Origin of the sequence: Streptomyces sp. NPDC006925 (assembly GCF_042869575.1) — a bacterium.
Taxonomy (GTDB): Bacteria; Actinomycetota; Actinomycetes; order Streptomycetales; family Streptomycetaceae; genus Streptomyces.
Window position 1 is genome coordinate 13,730 of sequence record NZ_JBIAGB010000034.1, and the last position, 20,900, is coordinate 34,629.

Below are 20,900 nucleotides of genomic sequence, written 5' to 3' on the forward strand. Positions count from 1 at the left end.
CTCATGCCCGTCCAGGCCCCCTACGGCACCTGGCCCTCCCCGATCGACGCCGGACTCGTCGCCGCGCACGACGGACGGCCCGACTTCCTCGGAGCCGTCGGCGGCGAGCTGTGGTGGACCGAGCCTCGCCCCGACGAAGGCGGCCGCCGCGCTCTGCTGCGGCTGCCGGTCGACGGCCGGCAGCCCCCGGTCAGCGTGCTGCCCGCGCCCTGGAACGTGCGGAACCGGGTCATCGAGTACGGGGGTCTGCCCTGGGCCGGTGCGGCTCGCAGCAGCGGTGGGCCACTGATCGTCTTCACTCACTTCGCCGACCAACGGCTCTACGCGGTCGAGCCCGACGCCCCCGATGCCGCGCCCCGGCCGCTGACCCCGCTCTCCGACGTCACGGAGGACGGGCTGCGCTGGTGCGATCCGGTGGTGCTGGTCGAGCGCGGCGAGGTGTGGTGCGTACTGGAGGAGTTCACCGGCGAGGGCCCCACCGAACTGCGCAGGGTGCTGGCGGCCGTACCACTGGACGGCTCGGCCGCCGCCGACCGCGGCCGGGTGCGCGAGCTGACCGGGGACGACGACCGGTTCCTGAGCGGCCCGCGGCTCTCCCCGGACGGCGAGCGCCTGGTCTGGCTGGCCTGGAATCATCCCGCGATGCCGTGGGACGGTACCCGCGTCATGACGGCACGGGTCAGCGGTGACGGCAGCCTCGAACCGCCGCGCGCGGTCGCGGGCGGCCCCGAGGAGTCGGTGGCGCAGGCGGAGTTCGCCTCCGACGGCACGCTGCTGATCGCCTCCGACGCGAGCGGCTGGTGGAATCTCCGCCGGGTGGATGCGGGGGCTGCCGAAACAGACGGCTCCGCACCCCGGGGGGTGCCGCTGTGCCCGCGCGAGGAGGAGTTCGCGGGTGCCGCCTGGAAGATCGGGCAGCGCTGGTTCGCACCGCTGCCCGGCGGACTGGTGGCCACGCTGCACGGGCGGGGCGCGCAGCGGCTGGGTGTGCTCGACCCGGGGACGGGCGAACTGGTCGACGCCGCCGGGCCGTGGACCGAGTGGGCGCCCTCGCTCGCGGTCGTGGACTCCCGCGTCGCCGGGATCGCCGCGAGCCCCCGCACCTCCTACGAGATCGTCGAGCTGGACACCCGCACCGGCCACACGGTCGCCGTGGCCGCGCACCACGAGGACCAGGTGGACCCGGCCTACTATCCGGAGCCGCGGAGCCGCACCTTCACCGGGCCCGACGGCCGCGACATCCACGCCCACCTCCACCCCCCGCACCACCCCGACCACACCGCACCCGCGGGGGAACTGCCGCCCTATGTGGTGTGGGTGCACGGCGGACCCACCAGCCGCTCCCCGCTGGTGCTCGATCTGGAGATCGCCTACTTCACCTCGCGCGGCATCGGTGTGGCGGAGGTCAACTACGGTGGCTCCACCGGCTACGGACGCGCGTACCGCAACCGCCTCCGGCAGCAGTGGGGCGTCGTGGACGTCGAGGACTGCGCCGCGGTGGCCCGCACCCTCGCTGAGGAGGGCACAGCCGATCCGGCGCGGCTCGCCATCCGGGGCGGTAGCGCGGGCGGCTGGACCAGCGCCGCGTCGCTCACCTCCCCGCTCGCCGAGGGCCTGTACGCCTGCGGCACCGTCACCTATCCCATCCTGGACCTGACAGGCTGGGCCACGGGCGAGACCCACGACTTCGAGTCCCAGTACCTGGAGTCCCTGGTCGGCCCGCTCGCCGAGGTACCGGGCCGGTACCGCGAGCGCTCTCCGCTGCAGCACGCGGACCGGACGGCGGCACCCTTCCTGCTGCTCCAGGGGCTGGACGACGTGATCTGTCCGCCGGTGCAGTGCGAGCGCTTCCTGGAGCAGGTCAAGGGGAGGGGAGTCCCGCACGCCTATCTCGCCTTCGAGGGCGAGGGGCACGGCTTTCGCCGGGCCGAGACGATCGTGCGCGCGGTGGAGGCCGAACTCTCGCTGTACTGCCAGACCTTCGGACTGGCGCGGGAGGACATCACCCCGGTGGAGCTGCGGCCGTGAGTATTCCGCCGCTGCCCGAAGGAGAGCCACCCCCCACCTCGGCCGATCCGCACGACCTGCTGGAGGGCTATCTCGACTACTACCGCGGAACCTTGCTCCGCAAGGCCGCCGGACTCTCGGAGAAGGAGTTGCGGGCTACCCGCCTCCCCTCGGGCTGGACACCGCTGGAGCTGATCCGGCACCTCCAGCACGTCGAACAGCGCTGGCTGAACTGGGGATTCAGAGCGGAGCCCGTGCCTCGCCCCTGGGGCGACCACGGCACGGGCGAAGCCGCGGACCGCTGGCAGGTACCCGAAGGGACGAGTACCCAGGAGGTGCTCGACGCGTATACGGCGCAGTGCGACCGTTCCCGGCAGATCACGGCCGGCGGGCGACTCGACCGGCGCGCGGCGACAGGCGGCCGCTTTCCCACCGAGGCGGAGGCACCCACGCTCGCCTGGATCCTCTTCCATCTGCTCCAGGAGTATGCGCGCCACGTCGGGCAGCTCGACGTGGTGGTGGAGTTGGCGGGTGGCGGAACGGGGGAGTAGCGCTGCTCCCTGGCCGGACCGAGGCCCGGGTCACGGTGCTAGAGACCGGCCAGCTCGGCGAGGAGCCGGGCCTGCCGCAGCAGGGCGAGGCTGTGGTCCAGGCTGCCGGGTCCGCACCACGGTAAGGCGCGCTCCGCCCGTCGCCGAGCGGCTTTTCGCGGAGCCCTGTGCCGCAGTCGCGGAGCTCTCCGCCCCCGCCTGCGGACCGGTGCAGATCCCGCTCCGAGTCCCGTCGTCGCCCCGCGTCCGCCTGCCGTCCGTTCTCGCGGTCCGTACGAGAGTTCCGGTAGCTCGAAGGAGCAGCGCCGCACTCGTCTGTTCGGGTACGGTCACGGCATGACGAGCGTCGCACCCGGTATCGATGGTCCCGCCAGCTCTCCGGCCGTTCGCGTGCTCCGGGTCTCCGAGCAGGCCGCCGCGACCAGGGTTCCCGGTGCGCTCGCGGCACTGTCCGAGGAGGAGCGGGAGCGGGCCGAGGCCTTCGTCCGGTCCGCGGACCGCGACCGGTACCTCGTCGCGCATCGTGCGCTGCGCAGGGAGCTGGGTGCGCTGCTCGATCTGGATCCCGCACAGGTGCGGTTGGCCCGTGCGGACTGCCCGGTGTGCGGGGGCCCGCACGGGCGGCCGATCGTCCCCGGCGACCCGGTGCACTTCTCCCTCTCGCACGCGGGGGACGTGGTGCTGCTGGCCTTCGCGGCCGTGCCCGTCGGTGTGGACGTCGAGGAGTTCCCCACCGCCGGGACGGCGCGCGAGACGATGACCGCCCTGCACCCCCGGGAGCAGGCCGAACTGGCGGCGGTCGTGGACACCGCGGCACTGCCCTCCGTGTTCGCGCGCTGCTGGACCCGGAAAGAGGCGTATCTGAAGGGCACCGGGACGGGGCTGGGTGAGGACCCCTCGGTCACCTACGTCAGCGCGCTGGAGGATCCGGCTCCGGTGCCGGGGTGGCGGCTCGCGGATCTTCCGGCGCCGCCCGGCTACGCTGCCGCGAGTGCGCTGCGGCAGATCACCGCACACGAGGTCGGGTGAGTGCTCGCTCAGTGCGGGGCACGACCGGTGTCCGCCGGTCGCCGCCGGGCAGGACCGCGACGAGCAGGCCCAGGGCGCTGAACGACAGGCCCACCGCGACGACGGCGGGCCAGGCGCCGGTCGTCCAGGCGAGCGAGCCGGCCAGGGAGCCGAGCGCGATGCCCAGGAAGCGCGAGGTGAACCAGACAGTGTTGAGGCGGCTGTGCAGGCTGCGGTCGAGAGTGAACAGCACGGTCTGACTGGCCGCCTGACTGCCCCACACCCCGATGTCGAGCAGCACCACTCCGGGGATCAGCCACCACGGCGAGCCTCCGCCGGGCAGCAGCACCAGCCATCCCGCCAGGACGAGCGCGAGGAGCGCCGCGGACGCGCCGCGGCGTCCCCTTCGGTCGGCTGCCCGCCCGGCCCACGGCGAGGCCGCGGCACTGGCCGCGGCCACCAGCCCGAAGAGGCCGATCCGGGCCGGTCCGTAGTGGTAGTGGCTGCCGAGGAGGAAGGTCAGGCTGGTCCAGAACGCACCGAAGGCGACGCCGACCAGCGCCCCGGACAGCACGATCCGGAACACCAGCGGGTGTGCCGCGAGCCGGGGCAGGGAAGCGAGCGCGGCGCGGTAGCTCGGCACCGAGGAGGAAGGGGTGGCCGGCATGTGCGGTGTGGATGGCAGCGCCGAGCGCAGCAGAGCGACCAGCGCCAGGGTCAGCGCGCAGGAGCACAGGTGGACGCCGCGCCACCCGACGGCTTCCGCGAGGAGGCCGGAGTAGGCACGGGAGGCCAGTACTCCCACGAGCAGTCCGGCTTGCACACTGCCGACCGCCTGCCCCACCGCGTCCCTCCGTCCCACCGCGCCCCTCCGCCGCTCCGCGAGGGCGACCGCGAGCGGCGTCACCAGTTGGGGCACCGGCGAGCACAGGCCGAGTGCGAAGGCGGCGGCGAGCAGGAACTCCGCGGTGGGGGCGAGCGCGCAGGCCGCCAGCGCCAGCGAGGAGAGGGCGCCCAGCGTCAGGATCAGGCGGCGCCGGTCGTGGCTGTCGCCTGCCGGCACCAGCAGCAGGATGCCCGTGGCGTAGCCGAGCTGGGTGGCGGTGGGGACGGCTCCCAGCAGAGCGGGACCGCCGCCCAGGGACCGGGCGATGCCCTCCAGCAGGGGCTGGCTGAGATACACGTTGGCTGCGGTGACGGCACTGGTGACCGCCAGCAGCAGCATCCGGCGGTGGAAGCGGCCGGACGGTTCGGCGGGGACCGCGGAAGAGTGGCTCACGGGCAATGAGGCTAGGGACGCGCAGCGTGGCAGACTTTCGCCGGTACGCCAGCAACTGTCGAGAGTGCGCCAACCCGGAGCTGGGGGCGGCGGCGAAGTGGGCCATGTACGGGAAGAGCGAGGACCGGGACGACTACCAGGAGGTTCCCCGGCCGGTCGCGGCGATGGCGCGGGATCTGCCCGACGGTCACCACATCCCGCCGCACTGCCACCGGCGTGCTCAGCTGATCTACGGCACCACGGGCGCCATCACGGTCGTCACCGGCCACGGCACCTGGGTGGTTCCGGCGACCCGTGGTGCGTGGGTGCCGCCGGGGCTCACCCATGAGATGCGGTGTGCCGGACCGGTGGCGATGCGCACCCTCTACCTCGATCCGGCCGCCGCGGTGGCGCTGCCGGACGTCCCCACCGTGGTCTCCGTCCCGCCGCTGCTGCGGGAACTGATCGAGGAGGCGACCCGGCTGCCGGTGGAGTACGAGGCCGAGGGCCGGGACGGACACGTGATGGCCCTGCTGCTGCGGGAGCTCACGCCGCATCCCGTGCCGGCGCTGCATCTGCCGGCCCCGGACAGCCCGCGGCTGGCGGCGCTCTGCGATGCGGTGCGGCGGTCTCCGGCGGATTCCTGGACCACCGACCGGGCGGCGGCCTTCGCGCATTTGAGCCCCCGGAGCCTGCAGCGCGACTTCACCGCCGCGACCGGAATGAGCCTGGGCCGCTGGGTGCAGCAGGCGCGGCTCGTGCACGCGGTGACCCTGCTCGCGCGGGGCTCCCCCGTCACCGCGGTCGCGGGTGCCGTCGGCTATGCCACGCCCAGCGCCTTCACCGCCATGTTCCGCCGCGCACTCGGCACCACGCCCCGGGACTACTTCGCCCCCTCGTGAGCGCGGCGCGGTCTGAGTTCCGCGGGCCCGGACGCCCGGGGCCCGGTGCCGCGGGCGTGGTGGCGCGGCGGTCCGGGGGAGGGGAGGCCCGAGTGCGACGGGTCTCGGCGGCCCGCCGGAAGGCGGCGTGACGCGTACCCCCCTCCAAGCCCCGGCTGCCCTCCAAGCCCCGGCTGCCCCCCAAGCCCCGGCCGTCCTGGCTGCCCCGGCCGTCCCCGTCGTCCCGTGTGTGCCGACGGTCCTGCCGGCGCCGGGGCATCGCCGGGGAAAGGATCTGGCGTGCGGCCGACGGAGCGTGTTCCATGGTCATCGGGGGGTCCCGGTCAGGCGGTGGCGCCCGTGGACGTATGGAAGAAGCGAGGTTGCCGTGGCCACGACCGTACGACGCAGCACCAGGACCCTGCCCGCCGCGCCGCTCGGTCCCGAGAACCCGCTGCCCGCGCTGCTGCCACGGGACGAGGCCCACGTCCTGGACGGAGCCGAACGTGCCGCGCTGCCATCGGAGATGGCACGCCAGGTGGGCTACGCCCCACTGCGGTCGGTGCTGCCCACCCGCGTGCTGGACGGCTACGGACGGCAGCGCACCCCGACCGCGCTCGAGACGATCGTCCTGGAGAACGCACGACTGCGCGCCACCGTCCACCCGGGCCTCGGCGGCCGCCTCGCCTCACTGTTCCACAAGCCGACCGGGCGTGAGCTGCTGTATGCGAACCCGGTCTTCCAGCCCGCCGACTTCGCCCTCAACGGAGCCTGGTTCTCCGGGGGCGTCGAGTGGAACATCGGTGCCACCGGCCATACGACGCTCTCCTGCGCACCCCTGCACGCGGCCCGGGTGCCCGCACCCGGCGGGGACGGTGCGATGGTGCGGCTGTGGGAGTGGGAGCGGCTGCGGGACACCCCGTTCCAGGTCGACCTGTGGCTGCCGGAGGACTCGGACTTCCTCTACGTCGGCGCCCGGATCCGCAACCCGCACCACCGCACCGTGCCGGTGTACTGGTGGTCCAACATCGCGGTTCCCGAGAGCCCGGGGACGCGGGTGCTCGCCCCGGCCGAGGAGAGCTGGTACTTCGCCTACGAGCGCACGCTGCGCCGGATACCCGTGCCCGAGTGGGAGGGCGTCGATCTGAGCTATCCGCTGGGCAGCCGGTTCCCCGCCGACTACTTCCACGAGGTGCCCGCACCCTCGCGGAAGTGGATCGCCGCCCTCGACGAGAAGGGGCGGGGCCTGGTGCAGACCTCGACCGACCTGCTGTGCGGCCGCAAGCTGTTCGTCTGGGGCGCCGGACCGGGCGGCAGACGCTGGCAGGAGTGGCTGACGGAGCCGGGCACGCCCGGGTACGTGGAGATCCAGGCGGGGCTGGCCCGCACCCAGTTGGAACACCTGCCGCTGGAGGCGGGCGGCGAGTTCGCCTGGCTGGAGGCGTACGGCCCGCTCGATGCCGATCCGGAAACGGTGCACGGCGCGGACTGGGCGGCGGCCCGTGCGCACACCGAGGAGCGGCTGGCGAGCGCACTGCCGCGCGGCACGGTTGAGGAGGCGTACGCGGCCTGGCGGCCCTGCGCGGACACGGCCCCCGAGGGGGAACCGACGGATGGCTGGCTGGCGTCGGGTTCCGGCTGGGGGGCGCTGGAGGTGGAGCGCGGCGGTTTCACCCTTCCGGGTACACCGTTCCCGCCGGAGACCAAGGGCGAGCAGCAGCGGTCGTGGACCGCGCTGCTGCACACCGGCACACTGCCCGGCGGCCCGGAACACCTTCCGCCGGGCCCCACGCTGGTCGCACCGGAGTGGCGCGAGCTGTTGGAGTCCGCCGACGCGGAGCCGGACTCCGCCGCGGCGGGCGCTGCCTCGTGGCGCGAGGTGGACTACCACCTGGGCGTCGCGCAATGGCACGCCGGTGACCGCTCGCAGGCGGTGCGCAGTTGGGAGCGGTCCCTCGAACAGGGGGCGCGCTGGCCCGCGTTGCGCTGCCTGGCCGTCGCCGACCGGCAGGAGGGCAACGGAGCCCGTGCCGCGGAGCGCTCTCTGGCGGCCGTGCGCGACGCACGCGAGCGGCTCGATCCGAGCGACCCTGCTGCCGAGGCGGCACTCACCGCCCTGGCAGCGGAGGCGGTCGAAGCGCTGCTGGCCGAGGACCGGGCGCAGGAAGCCGAGCAGGTGATGGCGGGCCTGTCCCGGCAGCAGCAACAGCGCGGCCGCTGCCGACTGCTGCGCGCGCGCATCCTGTTGGCCCAGGGCGACACCGCGGGCGCCCGCGCGTTGTTCGATGCCGGTTTCGAGGTGGAGGACCTGCGGGAGGGCGAGGAGGTGCTGAGCGACACTTGGGAGGCGCTCACCTCCGACCCGCTCCCGGCCCGATACGACTTCCGTATGCGGCCATAGGGACCGGCGGGTCGGCGAGGCTGCCGCGGAGCTCCCGGTGGAAACCGCACCGGGAGCGTGGTCCCGTTACTGCTCGGGGGCGTCCTGCTTGCGGTCCACGTACTCGAAGACGCTGCCGTCCGGATGGCGGGCGACCAGATTGCGGCCGATCGGAGTGGCCTTGGGACCCGCGATGATCTGGGCCCCCACGGTGTGCAGGTCGGCCAGCGCGTCGTCCACGTCCTTCACCGCGAGGGTCGCCTTGACCTTGCTGAGCACGTCGAGATGCTCCTCGGGACCGCTCATCAGGAAGAAGGGACCGACCGCCGCGACCTCCACGGGACCGTTCTGGAAGCGCATCGCCTCCGCACTGGCCAGCCGTTCGTACACCGGCACGGCCGCGTCCAGATCGTCGACGCAGATACGCAGCGAGGTCCCCAGGATATCCATGGCACCACCCTAGAACGGGACCGCCCGCCGCGCCGAACCACAGTACGGAAACGCGCAGTTGCTGTCGGCCCGCGCGTCGCGGCGCCCGCGACCGCTCACGCGCGGCAGAGGATCTCGCCGTGCACCACCGTGAACCAGCCGTCCTCCTCCCGTCCCCAGGCCCGCCACGCCTCCGCGATCCCGCGCAGCTCGTCCTCGTCGGCCAGGCCGCCCTCGACGGCGAGCGCCGCGTAGCCGGAGGCCACGGTGCGGTCGGCCCACAGTCCGCTCCACCAGGCACGTTCGTCCGGCGTGTTGAAGCACCAGGTGCTCGTGGTGACGGTGATGTCGCTGAAGCCCGCCGCGCGGGCCCATGCGTGCAGCCGCCGTCCGGCATCCGGGGTGCCGCCGTTCGCGTGCGCGACCCGCCGGTAGAGATCCAGCCAGGCGTCCATGCCGGGGGAATGCGGGTACCAGAACATGCCGCCGTAGTCCGCGTCCCGGACCGCCACCACTCCGCCGGGCGCGCACACCCGGCGCATCTCGCGCAGCGCGCCCACCGGATCGCCCACGTGCTGCAGCGTCTGGTGGGCGTGCACCACGTCGAAGTCGCCGGTGGCGAAGTCGAGCGCGTGCACGTCGCCGGTGGTGAAGGCGGTGTTGGCGAGCCCGCGTTCCCGTGCGGTGGCACGGGCCTGCTCCAGGATTCCGGACGCCGCGTCGAGTCCGGTGACCGAGCCCTGCGGCACCCGCGCGGCCAGATCCGCCGTGATGGTGCCGGGTCCGCAGCCGATGTCCAGGACCCGGTGGTGCGGACGCAGCTCGTCGAGGAGGTAGGCGGCGGAGTTGGCGGCGGTGCGCCACCGGTGCGAGCGCAGGACGGACTCGTGGTGGCCGTGGGTGTACACGGCGGTCTCGTGTGCCATGCGCGCACTGTAGCTCGCCGTCTCGCTATGCGAGCAAGAGTATTCCACGATATGGACGACCCGTCCCCCTCACTCGGAGTGCGGCGGACCGTCCTCCTGTTCGGCGGGCGGTCCCGCCCCTGCGCCGCGAGGTGCTTCGGAGCCCTGTCCCGGTGCCGCGCCGATGTCCGGGTCCGGTCCGGAGTCCGGTACGGCACGGCTGATGTGGGCCAGGACCGACTCCGGATCGCTCTCCCGCACCAGATCGCCGATGCTGACCATCCCCGCCAGCCGACCGCTGTCCAGTACCGGCAGTCTGCGCACCACGTGTGTACGCATCAGCTCCACCGCCGTCCGCAGCTCCGTGTCCGGCGAGACGGTCACCGGGTCGCGGGTGCAGGCCGAGAGGCAGTTCACGCCCAGCGGATCCACCGCGTCGGCCACCGCACGCAGAGTGATGTCCCGATCGGTGAGCAGCCCGAGCAGCCTGCCGTCCTTCACCACCAACACGTCCCCGATGTCCTGCGCGCGCATCAACTGGGCGGCCTCGACCAGGGACGCGTCAGGACGGACGGTCGTCGCCGCGGGCGTCATGATGTCTCGCACCAACCGCGCCATGTCCTGTCCTCTTCTCCGGTTCTCCGGGTTGCCTCGTCCGCGCCGTGTGCTCCCTCCCCCCATGGGACAGCACGGCGTACCCGCAGACGCGCCGCCGACACCCCCGCGATGGGCGGGAGTTGGGGCCCACCGGCTCGATGTCGCCGTCCGACGCCGGTCCCGCTCCCCGCCACCGGGCAGTCCCGCTCCGGCGCCGCCCGGGCCGCTCGGTGCTCACCCGTGCGAGCCCGATCGCCGCCCTCCGCCGCTCCCACGTCGGCGTCCGGCGCCGCCGTCCGGCCCGCCCCGGCTGCCCGCTGCTGCCGGCCCCCGCCGTCCGGCCCCCTCCCGACCCGTGGCCCCTCCCGACGTGGCCCGTCCCCAGCCCGCGGGCCCGGCGCCGCCCGAGCCGTGCCCGGGGTCCGCCGTGCGACGGGCCCGCACCGGGGCGCCGCGCGGGCTCCTGCCCAGGAGCGAAACCGCACGTGTCGGCGCTGCCGGTGCCACCGCCTTCTGGGAAGGTGTACGCAAGAAAGGTTGTCCGATAAGCGGCGGAGGCCACGTGATGCGGCGCACGGACCAGATCGGGGGAGGGAGCGCGGAGCTGCTCGCCGTCCCGTCCGTGGCTGCCGTCCGCGAAGCCGCCTGCGGCTACTGGCACCGCCGCGGCCTGCCGACCGGCCCTCCGCAGGTCGCCGTGGCCCCCGGCGTTCCGCTGCTGCTGCTCACCGTGCTGGCGGCCGCGGCCGGTGCGCCCGAGGGTGGCGGCGAGGGACTGCGGGCGCCCGGCAGCGTGCTGCTTCCGCATCCGTGTCCGCCCTGGCACGCGGCGCAGGCGCGACAGCTGGGCCGGACGGTGCACACCGTTCCGGTGCCCGCGGAGTGCGGCGGCGTCCCGGACCCGTTCGCGCTGCTGGAGGCGGTGCGCAGGTCCCGCGACGCGGGGGAGTTCCCGCACGCGCTGGTGCTCTCCGTCGCCGACGACATCACCGGTACCGCCGCACCGCCCGAGCTGCTGCACGAGGTGTGCGAGGCCGCCGTCGCCGAGGGACTGCTGATCGTCAGCGACGAGACCTGGCGCGACACCTCGCACGACCCGCACGACACCGTCGTCGTCAGTCCGGCCGAGATGCTCACCGAGGCGGGACGGGCCGACCACGTGGTGGTGCTCGCCGGACTCGAGGCGACGGACGAAGTGACGGCGGAGGGCCCCGGTTCCGGCCCCGGCGCCGGTCCCGGTCCCGGTCCCGCCGAGGCATCCCCAGGGCTGTCCCCGGGGATCGCCCGGTTCGCCGACACGGAGCGCGGCAGGACGTTCCGCGAACGAGTGCACCACCTGCTGGCCGAGCTCGGCGCAGGGCTGCCCGGCCCGGTCGCGGCGGCGGCCGCCGCGATGCTCCGGGAGCCCCCCGAGCTGCTGTCCCGGCGGGCCGAGGCGGCCCGGCTGCGCGGTGAGCAGGCCCGCGCGCTGCACCGGGCCGTCACCGCGGCGGGCGCGGTGTGCCGCCCGCCGCATCTGGGCCGCCACCTGTACGTCGACCTCGACCCCTTCCGGCCGCGCCTGGCCGCGCGCGGCGTCACCGACGCGGCTCGGCTGGAGGCCGAGCTGGTGCGGCGGCTGGGCCCGTACGTGCGGGGCGGGCACCGTTTCGGCGACGACCCTGGAGAGCTGCGGGTGCGGCTGACCACGGACCTCGCGGCCGGTGCGGCACGGTCCTCCGGGCGGGCCGGGGGCGCGGGCGGGCCGGTGGCCCCGGGTGCGGCCGGACCGACCGCGCGGCCGCACCCGCAGGAATGGCCCGGAGCCGCCGAGACGTTGGCGCAGGTGCAGTCGGTGCTGGTCGACCTCACGGATGGGAGTTGTCGGTAGATGACAGAACGGACCGGGCAGCGTTCCGAGCGCTCTCCCTCCTCCCCCCGGCCGGACGGGGCCGCCGCCTCGGAGACCTCCGGACCGGCGCAGACCCCCTCGCCGCAGACCTCCTCGGCCCAGACCCCGCCTGCCGGAACCCCGGCCGGGAGGCCCGCGGGGACGTCCTCCGGGACGCCCGCCGCGGGGGCACCCGGCGCGTCCGGGACCGAGCCCTCGGAGGCCGCCGCCCGGCAGGATGCCGCGGGCGACGGCGCACCCGACGGTGTCCAGCCGGCCGCCGAGGGGCCCGTGTCCCCGCCCTGCGCCGGGGGGAGCACCCGGCCCGGTCCCACCGACGTGCTCCTGCAGCCGCTCCCGCCCGCCCTCTCCCCGCCGCGCCCGGTCGGTGCCCGGCGGGTCTGGCCCCGCTCCTTCGCACACCGGCTCACCTCGCCGCTGCCCGGTGTCCGGGCGCTGGCCAGGCTCGCCCGCGAGGGCGCCATGCGGCCGGTCGCAACGGCCCTCGCCGAGGAGATCCCGCAGCTGCCCTTCGCACCGGGCCCGCTCCCCGAACCCGGCCCCGACGGCCTGTCGGTCACCTGGGCCGGGCACGCCAGCTGGGTGGTGCGGATCGGCGGTCTCACGGTGCTGACCGACCCGGTCTGGTCGCGGAAGATCCTCGGCACTCCCGCCCGCATCACCCCCGTCGGGGTGGCCTGGCAGGACCTGCCGACGATCGACGCCGTCGTCATCTCGCACAACCACTACGACCACCTCGACGCTCCCACCCTGCGCAGACTGCCGCGCTCCACTCCGCTGTTCGTCCCCGCCGGGCTCGGCGCCTGGTGCCGCAAGCGCGGTTTCACCACCGTCACCGAACTGGACTGGTGGGAGGGGGCCGAGCTGCCCGCACGGCGGGACGGTTCGGCGGCGGAGGGCGGCGGCAGGGACCGGGTGCGCTTCGACTTCGTGCCCGCCCACCACTGGTCCAAGCGCACCCTCACCGACACCTGCCGCTCCCTGTGGGGCGGCTGGGTGCTGACCGTCCCGCAGGGGCAGCGCGTGTACTTCGCGGGTGACACCGGATACGGCCACTGGTTCGCCGAGATCGGCCGTCGCTTCGCCGGTGTCGACCTGGCACTGCTGCCCATCGGCGCCTACGACCCGCGCTGGATGCTGCGTCCCGTGCACACCGATCCGGAGGAGGCCGTGCGCGCCTGCCAGGACGTGGGCGCGCGCCGGATGGCACCCATGCACTGGTCCACCTTCCTGCTCTCCGGAGAGCCCCCGCTGGAGCCGCTCACCCGGGTACGCAACGCCTGGGCCGAGGCGGGGCGCCCCCGGGAGGACCTGTGGGACCTCCCGGTGGGGGCCTCCAGGATCCTGGAGGCGGCGTAGCTCCCGGCGAGAGGCGCCGGCCTCTGCCGCCGGACGGCCCGCGGCAGGGCTACTCCGAGCTGCGTGCCCCGCGGAACCGGCGCCACACCGCCGGGGCGGCGCTCAGGAGCAGGGTCAGCGCGACAGCCGCGACGATCCCCTCCCAGGGCCGGCGGAAGAGGGAGCCGCCCGCGACGCCGACGAGCTGGTAGGCGGCGGCCCACGCCAGGCAGGCCAGGACGTCCCCGCGGGCGAACTCGCGCATCCGCATCCGGGCCAGCAGGCAGGCGAGCATCACGGGGATCCGTCCCGCGGGGATCAGCCGGGAGACGACGAGCACCGTCACCCCGTGCGTACGCAGCCGGGCGTCGGCCTGCGCGAGCCGTTCGGGAGCGGCCCGCTCGCGCAGCGCCGACAGCCAGCGGGAGCCGTTCCGGGAGCCGACCCCGCGCCTGCCCAGCCAGTACAGTCCCAGGTCGCCGAGGAAGGCGGCGAGCGAGGCGACGCCGAAGACGGCGAGCAGCGCGAGCACCGGCATGCTCTGGTGGAGCGCCACCACTGCGGCCCCGCTGACCAGCGCCCCCGTCGGAACGACCGGCACCAGCGAGCCGAGTACCACCAGCAGGAACAGTGAGGGATAGCCCAGTGCCTGCTGGGTGGACTCGGGCGGGCGCACCACGGCCTCGGAGACGGTGTGGGCGACCGCGCCGAGGCCGTCCGGGAGCGCACCGGTCATCTGTCCGCCTCCAGCCGCACGCTCTCCCCGTGCCCCAGCAGGTGTACCGCGACCTCCGGCGCGGGTCGCGCCGCCAGCCGCTTGAACTCGGCGCCGGGGGAGTGGAACTCGTGCGGCCTGACCGCGTCCATGCCCACCGGCCAGTACGTGCCGAAGTGCACCGGCACCGCGCTGCGCGGGCGCAGCCGGGCCAGCGCCTCGGCGGCGCGGCCCGCGTCCAGATGTCCCTCGCCCAGGAAGGGCCCCCAGCCGCCGACGGGCAGCAGCGCCGTGTCCACGGCGCCGACCGCTTGCGCCATCCCGTCGAACAGCCCGGTGTCCCCCGCGAAGTAGGTGCGCTCCTCGCCCGCCACCACGAAGCCCAGCGCGGGAGCCGTGTGCCGTCCCAGCGGCAGCCGCCGCCCGTCGTGCGCGGCGGGGACGGCCCGGACGGTCAGCGGGCCCGCCTCGACCTCGTCGCCCGGGACGACCTCGACGAACTCCAGGACCGGCGCCAGCCGCCGCAGTCCGGGCACGGCCCGCAGCGCACCGCGCGGCACCAGCACCCGGGTGCCCGGCGCCAGCATGGCGAGCGAGCCGAGGTGCAGATGGTCGGCGTGCAGATGGGAGACGAGGACCAGGTCGGCGCGCGCAGCGTGCGGCGGCGGCAGCGCCCCGCGCCGACGGCGCAGATGGGCGAGCCGGCGTACCAGCAGCGGGTCCGTCAGCACCGTGACCCCGGAGTCCCGCACGGTGGCGGTGGCATGTCCCCACCAGGTGACCTCGACCGGCACGTGCGCTCCTCTCCGGGACCTCGTCGGCTGCTGCGGCTTCTACGAGCCTAAGCGCGCACCGGGGCGACCGGACCGCCGCCTCCGAGTGCGTCCCGCCGGGGTCCGGGCCCCTGGCCGTCTCCGATCCCGGCCGCTCCCGCCCCCCGCCGCCCTTTCCGGCCCCCGCCGACCCCGGCCCCTCGCCGACCCGCGCCGTCCGTGAGCCTCGCGCACGCCTCGAGCGCCCTCCTGCCGCCGGACGAGACTGTGCAAAAGTGGAGGTTGTTCCGTCAACCGTGAGGGAGGTGACCTGACGGGCGTGCGCGTTCCCCGCATACCGTGGCGCAGGCTGGGCGCGGCCTCGCTCCGCGTCGGAGCCGTCTGGCTGGCCGGCACCCTCACGATGCTGGTGCTCGCCGGAGTGCTGCCGGATTTCCGGCTGCAGTCCGCAGGCGGCGACAGTGCCACCGTCATCGGCATCACGGCCGCCGTCGGCGCCGGGGTCTTCGGACTGCTGAGCGCCCTGGTGTGGCCGCTGCTGGTGCGTGCCTTCCTGCTGGTGCCGGCGCTGGTCCTCGGACTGCTCGTCTTCTTCCTCAACGGGTCGCTGCTGTGGCTCGCGCTGTCCCTGATCCCCTACGGCAGGGGCAGCGCGGATCCGTCCATGTCCGTCGTCGTCGCCGCCGCGATGTCCGCGGCCTCCTCGGCGACCAACGCTCTCCTCGCGGTCCGCGACGACCGGGGCTACCGGCACCGGCTGGCCCGGATCGCGGGCCGCAGAAGGCGGCGCGAGGGCCAGGGCGCGCCGCCCCGCACCCCCGGCACGGTCTTCCTGCAGCTCGACGGACTCGGGCACGCGGTGCTCAAGGAGGCGCTGGAGGCACCGCCCGGCGGCGAGCCGCTGATGCCCGCGGTAGCCGGGCTGTACGGGCGCACCCACCGGCTCACCCGCTGGCGCACCGACTGGTCCAGCCAGACCGGCGCCAGCCAGCTCGGCATCCTGCACGGCAGCAACGCCGACGTGCCCGCGTTCCGCTGGTACGAGAAGGAGACCGGCGAGGTCGTGGTCAGCAACCGGCCCACCAGCGCGGCCGAACTCCAGCGCCGCGCCGTCGAGCGCACCGGCGACCCGGGCCTGCTCGCACAGGACGGAGCCAGCCGCGGCAACCTGTTCACCGGCGGCGCCCGGCAGGTCGCACTGGTGCTGTCGGTCTCGGCCCGCCGCGGCAAGGAGACCCGCTCCCGCGCCGGGTACTTCGCCTACTTCTCCGACCCCGCCAACGCGACCCGCACCGCCGTCTCGTTCGTCGCCGAGGTGCTCCGCGAGATGGTCCAGTCCACCCGTGCGCTGCTGCGCCGCGACCGGCCGCGGGTGGGCCGCGGCGGGCTGTACCCGTTCGTCCGGGCCTTCGCGACCGTCGTCGAGCGCGACGTGGTGGTGGCTGCCGTGCTCGGGGACATGCTCCGGTGCCGGACGGCGGTCTACGCCGACCTGGTCGGCTACGACGAGGTGGCACACCACTCGGGGCCGCGCGGCAGGGACACCCGGCAGGTGCTGCGGCGGCTGGACCGTTCGGTACGGCTGATCGCCAAGGTCGCCGAGCACGCGCCGCGCCCGTATCGGCTGGTGCTGCTCTCCGACCACGGGCAGAGCTTCGGAGAGACGTTCGAGCACGCGTACGGGCTGACCTTGGAGGACCTGGTCCGGGCGGGCAGCGGGCTGCAGGTGCCCCGCCGCGCCGGGCGGACGGCCAGCGGCTCGGAGGCACGGGCCGCGGCGCGCGCCGCCCTGCGCCGCCCCGAGGACTCCGGCCAGGAGGCGGCGCGCACCCCCCGGCGCGATACCGGACCGGTCGTCCTGGCCTCCGGCAACCTGGGGCTGATCTCCTTCCCCGAGCACCCCGGGCGGCTGACCCGCGAGCGCATCCAGGAGCTGCGCCCGGCACTGCTGCCCACGCTGGCCGAGCACCCGGGTATCGGCTTCGCGGTGGTGCTGAGCGCGGAGCACGGACCGGTGGCGCTGGGCGCGGGCGGATGCGAGCACCGGCTGGAGACCGGCGAGGTGGTCGGCCGCCGCGACCCGCTGGCCCCGTTCGGCGCGGGCGCGCGCCAGGCGTTGCTGCGTACGGCGCGGTTCCCGCACGCTCCGGACGTCATGGTCAACTCCGCCCTCGATCCGGCCACCGGTGCGGTGCACGCCTTCGAGGAGCAGATCGGCTCGCACGGCGGGCTGGGCGGTGAGCAGAGCGACGCGTTCCTGCTCTCTCCCTTGGAGCTGTCACCGCCGGTCGAGCCGGGGCAGTCGCTGGTGGGTGCGGAGGCCGTGCACCGGGTGCTGCGGCGCTGGCTGGCGGAGTCGGCCGAGCCGCGCCTGCTGCCCGGGGCCGACCATCTTGCCGCGGCCTCGGAAGAGGCCGGACCGGCTGACGGCACCGCCGGGTCGGCCGGCGCGCAGGAGCCGCTGCCCGCGGCGCCCGGCGGCTGACTGCCCATCAGTCCGTCGGCTTCCCGGCGTCCTCGGTCTGCCCTGCCGTCCCGGCGCCCTCCCGGATCGGCGTGCCCACGTCCCGCAGGTGGCGCATCGCCTCGCGCCAGGAGGTGAGCAGTCCCGTCTCGTGGTACGGGACGCCCAGTTCGGCGCAGTAGTCGCGGACGAGGGGGCGGGCCCTGCGCAGGTGCGGGGTCGGCATGCTCGGGAAGAGATGGTGCTCGATCTGATAGTTGAGTCCGCCCAGAGCCAGATCGGTGAGCGGCCCGCCCCGCACGTTGCGCGAGGTGAGCACCTGGCGGCGCAGGAAGTCCGGGCGCTCGTCGCCCTTGAGTGTGGGCATGCCCTTGTGGTTGGGCGCGAAGATGCTGCCCAGATAGACGCCGAAGACGGCGTGGTGGACGAAGAGCACCGCGAGTGCCATGCCGGTCGGCAGCGCCCAGAACAGCGCACCCAGATAGCAGGCGGTGTGCACCAGCAGCAGCCCGCCCTCCAGTCCCCTGTGTTTGAGGTGCGGCCGGCGCAGTGCCCGGAAGCTGGAGACGTGCAGATTGAAGCCCTCCAGCGTCAGCAGCGGGAAGAACAGCGCCGCCTGGTGCCGTCCCACGAACCGGGGCAGCCCGCGCGCCTGGGCTGCCTGCTCCCGTGACCAGACCAGGATGTCGGGCGCGACATCCGGATCGAGGTCCTCGTGGTTGGGGTTGGCGTGGTGCCGGGTGTGCTTGTTCATCCACCAGCCGTACGACATCCCTATGCACAGATTGCCCACCGTGCGGCCGAACACCTCACTGGCTCGGCGGCCGCGGAACACCTGCCGGTGCGCCAAGTCGTGGGCGACCAGCGCGAGCTGGCCGTAGACCACGCCCAGGTACCCGGCGATGGCCAGCTGCCACCAGGAGACGCCCACGGTGAACAGGGCCACCCACCCGGCGGCGAAGGCCAGCCCGACGAGCGTGAGGCGTACGGCGTAGTGGAGCGGTCTGCGGTCCATCAGCCCGGCGTCCGAGATCCGCGCTGAGAGCCGGGAGAAGTCGCTGCCCTGCCGCCCTCCGCCGGAACCCTCCCGTGCGGCCCGCGGGGCGGCACTGCCGGAGTCCTGGGCGGTCCGCGGCTGCGGTGCGTCGATCGCTGTCGTCATGCCCACCAGCCTTCCGGCCGCGGGCCGCTGCCGACAGCCGCACAGCCCGCCTGCCGGGCCGGGGGGTTGCCCTCCGCGCCGGGTGTACCTGGCTACACCGGGTCTCGGGGGCATCCCTGAGGCCGGTCCTCAGGGTCAGCCCCTCGGGGAGACGGCCGCTGTGCACGCCGAAGGGGGCCGGCTTCCGGCGCATACGCACCGAGCCGGTGCCCACGGCGGTCCGTGACGCTGCGCCGTCATGAAGCAACCGGGCAGGGAGGTGGCGTGTCGTGGGTTCGGGGTGCTCGCGCTGGTGGTGGGTCGGCCGTGTGTGTCGTTGCTCCTCCCGCGGGCGGTCCTCCCGATGAGTCCACCGTCCCCGAACGGTCTGTCCAGTGACACGACCGTTCTCGACAGGAGTGCCATGTCCACCATTCAGCCAGTGATCCTCACTGCCGACCACGATGTTCTGCTCGGCTTCTACACGCAGTTGTTCGGCGCCGAGGAGATCTTCCGGGTGCCGGCGGAGGGCCCGGCGTTCTACCTCGGCCTGCGCATCGGCGACACCGACCTCGGGCTGGTGGCCAAGGCGGACCCGGGGGCCGCGGCAGCGCCGCGCATCCTGCTCAGCATCGGTGTGGACGACGTCGACGAGACGCTCGGCCGGGTGGATGCGCTGGGCGGTTCGGTCCGCAGCGGCCCCGAGGACATGCCATGGGGCCAGCGCGTCGCCCACATCCAGGACCCCGACGGCAACGCGGTGAACCTCACTCAGCCGATCCCGGCCCGGTGACCCTGTTCCGCGGTGCCCGTGCCGGCCGTCGGACGTCTGCGGCGGGGACCGCCTGTCGGTAGTGGCTCCGCGGGCCGTCAGCACGGGTCGGGCGCCGCGCGTCCTCGGGTGCTGTCTCCTGCCGAGGGGTGTCCTCGGCAGGAGACAGCACCGGGGAACCCGCGCGGGAACGTCAGTAGTCCTGGTCGGAGGCGGTCATCCCGCGGGTGCCGCCGCGCATCTTCTGGATGTGCAACTGCCGGGTGAGCCGGATGACCGGGCGGATCAGCAGCTCCACGCTGCCGAACACGAAGCACCAGGTTCCGGTGCGGGTCCACTCGGGTGAGAAGAACATGATGCTGCCGATGAGGAACCAGACCGCGATCAGGACGTCGTTGGCGACGCTGGCCGTCTCGTAGCGCTGCCGGACGACCAGCTCCTCCTTGCCGAGATGCAGGGTGAGGCTGCCGCTTCTGTGCTGGTGTGGGGGGTTCTGAGACACGGTCAGGAACGCTAGCGGATCTCACCCGGTGCCGTGCAGTGCCTTGGCCGTCGCCGGATCGGCCGGGAGGAAGGTCTCCACGGCGAGTTCCGAGACGGTCACATCCAGCGGGGTGTTGAAGGTGGCGATGGTGGACAGGAACGAGAGGGTCCGTCCGCCGTGCTCGATGACCAGGGGCAGCGCGAACCGCGGCTGGTCCGCCGTGTCCGCCGTACGGGCGCCGTCCGCCGGGGCGGCGGGGTCCCCGGGCACGGGACCCGCGGTGTCCCCGGGCGCCGGGGAGTCCGTGCCCGGCATCGGATAGGCGGCGACCTCGTCGTGCAGGGCCCGCAGCGCGGGGGAGCGGTGCAGGGCGAGTTGCCGGCCCATCTGGTCCAGCAGGTGGCCCCTCCACTCGGCGAGGTTGCGGATGCGGGGCGCGAGCCCCTCGGGGTGCAGGGTGATCCGCATGGCGTTCAGCGGGGGTTCCAGCAGGTGCGGGGCCACCCCTTCCAGCAGTGCGGCCAGGCCGGTGTTGGCGGCCACCACCGTGTAGCAGCCGTCGAGTACCAGCGCGGGGTAGGGCTGGTAGGCGGCGACCATCCGCTCCAGCGCGCCCCGCACCTGCTGGAGGGCGGGGTCGTCCAGTGGGGTCGCGGCGAAGGCCGGCGCGAAGCCGGCGGACAGCAGCAGCGTGTTGCGTTCGCGTACCGGGACGTCCAGGGTGGCCGCCAGCTTGAGGACCATCTCGCGGCTGGGCGCGGTGCGCCCGGTCTCGATGAAGCTGATGTGGCGTGCGGAGGAGTCGGCGCGCAGTGCCAGTTCGAGCTGGCTGAGCGCCGCGCGTTCGCGCCACCCGCGCAGCAGCGTCCCGACGGAGGGTGCGTCGGAGTGCGTCCCGGACAGAAGCGTCATGGACCAGACGGTAACCGACGCAGCGTGGCAGGCTGGAGCCCCGGACCGCCGTCCGGCCGGCCCGCAGCCGATCGAGGAAGGGACCCTCATGGCGCCCCAGCCGCTGACCCCCGAGGAGACCGAGCAGGCGCTGGCCGGTCTTCCGTACTGGACGACCGACGGTGACAGTGTCTCGCGCAGCTATTCCCTGCCGGGGCACCTTCCCGCGGCGGCGATGGCGATGCACATCGCGGCGCTGCAGGAGGAGCTCGACCACCATTCCGAGCTGACGCTGGGCTACAACGCGCTCTCGGTCACCGTCAACACGCACAGTGCCGGCGGGCGGGTCACCGAGCTGGACATCGCCCTGGCCCGGCGGATCGAGGAGATCGCGCCGGGCCACGGGGCGAGCTGA

General features: G+C 74.3%; 19 protein-coding genes. 10 read left to right on the forward strand and 9 right to left on the reverse strand.

Annotated features, from left to right (window positions below):
- The first annotated feature begins 3 nt into the window (after positions 1 to 3).
- From ACFYNS_RS29550 to ACFYNS_RS29560, 3 genes are all read left to right on the forward strand, one after another.
- The gene (locus ACFYNS_RS29550; protein WP_388605854.1) at positions 4 to 2,028 is read left to right on the forward strand and encodes a prolyl oligopeptidase family serine peptidase; all 2,025 of its coding nucleotides are present in this window, start codon (positions 4 to 6) and stop codon (positions 2,026 to 2,028) included.
- Positions 2,025 to 2,558, forward strand: coding sequence for a DinB family protein (locus ACFYNS_RS29555; RefSeq protein WP_388605856.1), 534 nt, complete (start codon positions 2,025 to 2,027; stop codon positions 2,556 to 2,558). The genes ACFYNS_RS29550 and ACFYNS_RS29555 overlap by 4 nt, the downstream gene beginning before the upstream one ends.
- Before the next feature lie 336 nt (positions 2,559 to 2,894).
- Positions 2,895 to 3,587, forward strand: coding sequence for a 4'-phosphopantetheinyl transferase family protein (locus tag ACFYNS_RS29560; protein ID WP_388605858.1), 693 nt, complete (start codon positions 2,895 to 2,897; stop codon positions 3,585 to 3,587).
- Here ACFYNS_RS29560 and ACFYNS_RS29565 read toward each other — a convergent pair.
- Complete coding sequence (locus ACFYNS_RS29565; RefSeq protein WP_360292340.1) at positions 3,565 to 4,845, reverse strand: MFS transporter; 1,281 nt, start codon at positions 4,843 to 4,845, stop codon at positions 3,565 to 3,567. The genes ACFYNS_RS29560 and ACFYNS_RS29565 overlap by 23 nt on opposite strands.
- A gap of 26 nt (positions 4,846 to 4,871) precedes the next feature.
- Between ACFYNS_RS29565 and ACFYNS_RS29570 the strand changes: the two genes are divergently transcribed.
- Positions 4,872 to 5,726, forward strand: a complete 855-nt coding sequence (locus tag ACFYNS_RS29570) for a helix-turn-helix domain-containing protein (protein WP_388605860.1) — start codon at positions 4,872 to 4,874, stop codon at positions 5,724 to 5,726.
- 367 nt (positions 5,727 to 6,093) lie between these two features.
- Complete coding sequence (locus ACFYNS_RS29575; RefSeq protein WP_388605862.1) at positions 6,094 to 8,106, forward strand: DUF5107 domain-containing protein; 2,013 nt, start codon at positions 6,094 to 6,096, stop codon at positions 8,104 to 8,106.
- 66 nt (positions 8,107 to 8,172) lie between these two features.
- On the opposite strand, the gene ACFYNS_RS29580 is transcribed toward ACFYNS_RS29575, so the two are convergent.
- From ACFYNS_RS29580 to ACFYNS_RS29590, 3 genes are all read right to left on the reverse strand, one after another.
- Positions 8,173 to 8,535, reverse strand: a complete 363-nt coding sequence (locus ACFYNS_RS29580; protein ID WP_360292332.1) for a VOC family protein — start codon at positions 8,533 to 8,535, stop codon at positions 8,173 to 8,175.
- Positions 8,536 to 8,630: 95 nt separating this feature from the next.
- Positions 8,631 to 9,440 (reverse strand): methyltransferase domain-containing protein, encoded by an 810-nt coding sequence (locus ACFYNS_RS29585; protein WP_360292330.1) that lies wholly within the window; start codon positions 9,438 to 9,440, stop codon positions 8,631 to 8,633.
- A 69-nt stretch (positions 9,441 to 9,509) separates the two neighbouring features.
- Positions 9,510 to 10,037: a CBS domain-containing protein gene (locus ACFYNS_RS29590; RefSeq protein WP_360292327.1), complete on the reverse strand. Its 528-nt coding sequence runs from the start codon at positions 10,035 to 10,037 to the stop codon at positions 9,510 to 9,512.
- A 544-nt stretch (positions 10,038 to 10,581) separates the two neighbouring features.
- Here ACFYNS_RS29590 and ACFYNS_RS29595 point away from each other — a divergent pair.
- Positions 10,582 to 11,886 (forward strand): aminotransferase class I/II-fold pyridoxal phosphate-dependent enzyme, encoded by a 1,305-nt coding sequence (locus ACFYNS_RS29595; protein WP_388605865.1) that lies wholly within the window; start codon positions 10,582 to 10,584, stop codon positions 11,884 to 11,886.
- Positions 11,887 to 13,266 (forward strand): MBL fold metallo-hydrolase, encoded by a 1,380-nt coding sequence (locus ACFYNS_RS29600; protein WP_388605866.1) that lies wholly within the window; start codon positions 11,887 to 11,889, stop codon positions 13,264 to 13,266. It begins immediately after the preceding gene.
- A 49-nt stretch (positions 13,267 to 13,315) separates the two neighbouring features.
- On the opposite strand, the gene ACFYNS_RS29605 is transcribed toward ACFYNS_RS29600, so the two are convergent.
- Positions 13,316 to 13,981, reverse strand: coding sequence for a VTT domain-containing protein (locus ACFYNS_RS29605; RefSeq protein WP_360292318.1), 666 nt, complete (start codon positions 13,979 to 13,981; stop codon positions 13,316 to 13,318).
- Complete coding sequence (locus ACFYNS_RS29610) at positions 13,978 to 14,754, reverse strand: MBL fold metallo-hydrolase (protein ID WP_360292315.1); 777 nt, start codon at positions 14,752 to 14,754, stop codon at positions 13,978 to 13,980. The genes ACFYNS_RS29605 and ACFYNS_RS29610 overlap by 4 nt, the downstream gene beginning before the upstream one ends.
- Before the next feature lie 298 nt (positions 14,755 to 15,052).
- Between ACFYNS_RS29610 and ACFYNS_RS29615 the strand changes: the two genes are divergently transcribed.
- A complete protein-coding gene (locus ACFYNS_RS29615) occupies positions 15,053 to 17,218 on the forward strand; it encodes a phage holin family protein (protein WP_388605868.1) in 2,166 nt (721 codons plus the stop codon).
- Between the two features lie 7 nt (positions 17,219 to 17,225).
- On the opposite strand, the gene ACFYNS_RS29620 is transcribed toward ACFYNS_RS29615, so the two are convergent.
- The gene (locus ACFYNS_RS29620) at positions 17,226 to 18,359 is read right to left on the reverse strand and encodes a fatty acid desaturase family protein (RefSeq protein ID WP_388605870.1); all 1,134 of its coding nucleotides are present in this window, start codon (positions 18,357 to 18,359) and stop codon (positions 17,226 to 17,228) included.
- 403 nt (positions 18,360 to 18,762) lie between these two features.
- Between ACFYNS_RS29620 and ACFYNS_RS29625 the strand changes: the two genes are divergently transcribed.
- The gene (locus ACFYNS_RS29625) at positions 18,763 to 19,131 is read left to right on the forward strand and encodes a VOC family protein (protein ID WP_388605872.1); all 369 of its coding nucleotides are present in this window, start codon (positions 18,763 to 18,765) and stop codon (positions 19,129 to 19,131) included.
- Between the two features lie 172 nt (positions 19,132 to 19,303).
- On the opposite strand, the gene ACFYNS_RS29630 is transcribed toward ACFYNS_RS29625, so the two are convergent.
- Complete coding sequence (locus ACFYNS_RS29630) at positions 19,304 to 19,612, reverse strand: YrhK family protein (protein ID WP_360292303.1); 309 nt, start codon at positions 19,610 to 19,612, stop codon at positions 19,304 to 19,306.
- Positions 19,613 to 19,633: 21 nt separating this feature from the next.
- Positions 19,634 to 20,506 carry a helix-turn-helix transcriptional regulator gene (locus ACFYNS_RS29635; protein ID WP_360292301.1) on the reverse strand — a complete coding sequence of 291 codons (873 nt, stop codon included), beginning with the start codon at positions 20,504 to 20,506 and terminating at the stop codon, positions 19,634 to 19,636.
- Between ACFYNS_RS29635 and ACFYNS_RS29640 the strand changes: the two genes are divergently transcribed.
- Complete coding sequence (locus ACFYNS_RS29640) at positions 20,505 to 20,900, forward strand: 4a-hydroxytetrahydrobiopterin dehydratase (protein ID WP_360292298.1); 396 nt, start codon at positions 20,505 to 20,507, stop codon at positions 20,898 to 20,900. The two genes, ACFYNS_RS29635 and ACFYNS_RS29640, sit on opposite strands and share 2 nt — an antisense overlap.

Coding starts and splice junctions, on each gene's coding strand:
- ACFYNS_RS29550 (WP_388605854.1), top strand. CDS start 4: ATGCCCGTCCAGGCCCCCTACGGCACCTGGCCCTCCCCGATCGACGCC.
- ACFYNS_RS29560 (WP_388605858.1), top strand. CDS start 2,895: ATGACGAGCGTCGCACCCGGTATCGATGGTCCCGCCAGCTCTCCGGCC.
- ACFYNS_RS29580 (WP_360292332.1), bottom strand. CDS start 8,535: ATGGATATCCTGGGGACCTCGCTGCGTATCTGCGTCGACGATCTGGAC.
- ACFYNS_RS29585 (WP_360292330.1), bottom strand. CDS start 9,440: ATGGCACACGAGACCGCCGTGTACACCCACGGCCACCACGAGTCCGTC.
- ACFYNS_RS29590 (WP_360292327.1), bottom strand. CDS start 10,037: ATGGCGCGGTTGGTGCGAGACATCATGACGCCCGCGGCGACGACCGTC.
- ACFYNS_RS29595 (WP_388605865.1), top strand. CDS start 10,582: ATGCGGCGCACGGACCAGATCGGGGGAGGGAGCGCGGAGCTGCTCGCC.
- ACFYNS_RS29600 (WP_388605866.1), top strand. CDS start 11,887: ATGACAGAACGGACCGGGCAGCGTTCCGAGCGCTCTCCCTCCTCCCCC.
- ACFYNS_RS29605 (WP_360292318.1), bottom strand. CDS start 13,981: ATGACCGGTGCGCTCCCGGACGGCCTCGGCGCGGTCGCCCACACCGTC.
- ACFYNS_RS29620 (WP_388605870.1), bottom strand. CDS start 18,359: ATGACGACAGCGATCGACGCACCGCAGCCGCGGACCGCCCAGGACTCC.
- ACFYNS_RS29625 (WP_388605872.1), top strand. CDS start 18,763: ATGTCCACCATTCAGCCAGTGATCCTCACTGCCGACCACGATGTTCTG.
- ACFYNS_RS29640 (WP_360292298.1), top strand. CDS start 20,505: ATGGACCAGACGGTAACCGACGCAGCGTGGCAGGCTGGAGCCCCGGAC.
- ACFYNS_RS29635 (WP_360292301.1), bottom strand. CDS start 20,506: ATGACGCTTCTGTCCGGGACGCACTCCGACGCACCCTCCGTCGGGACG.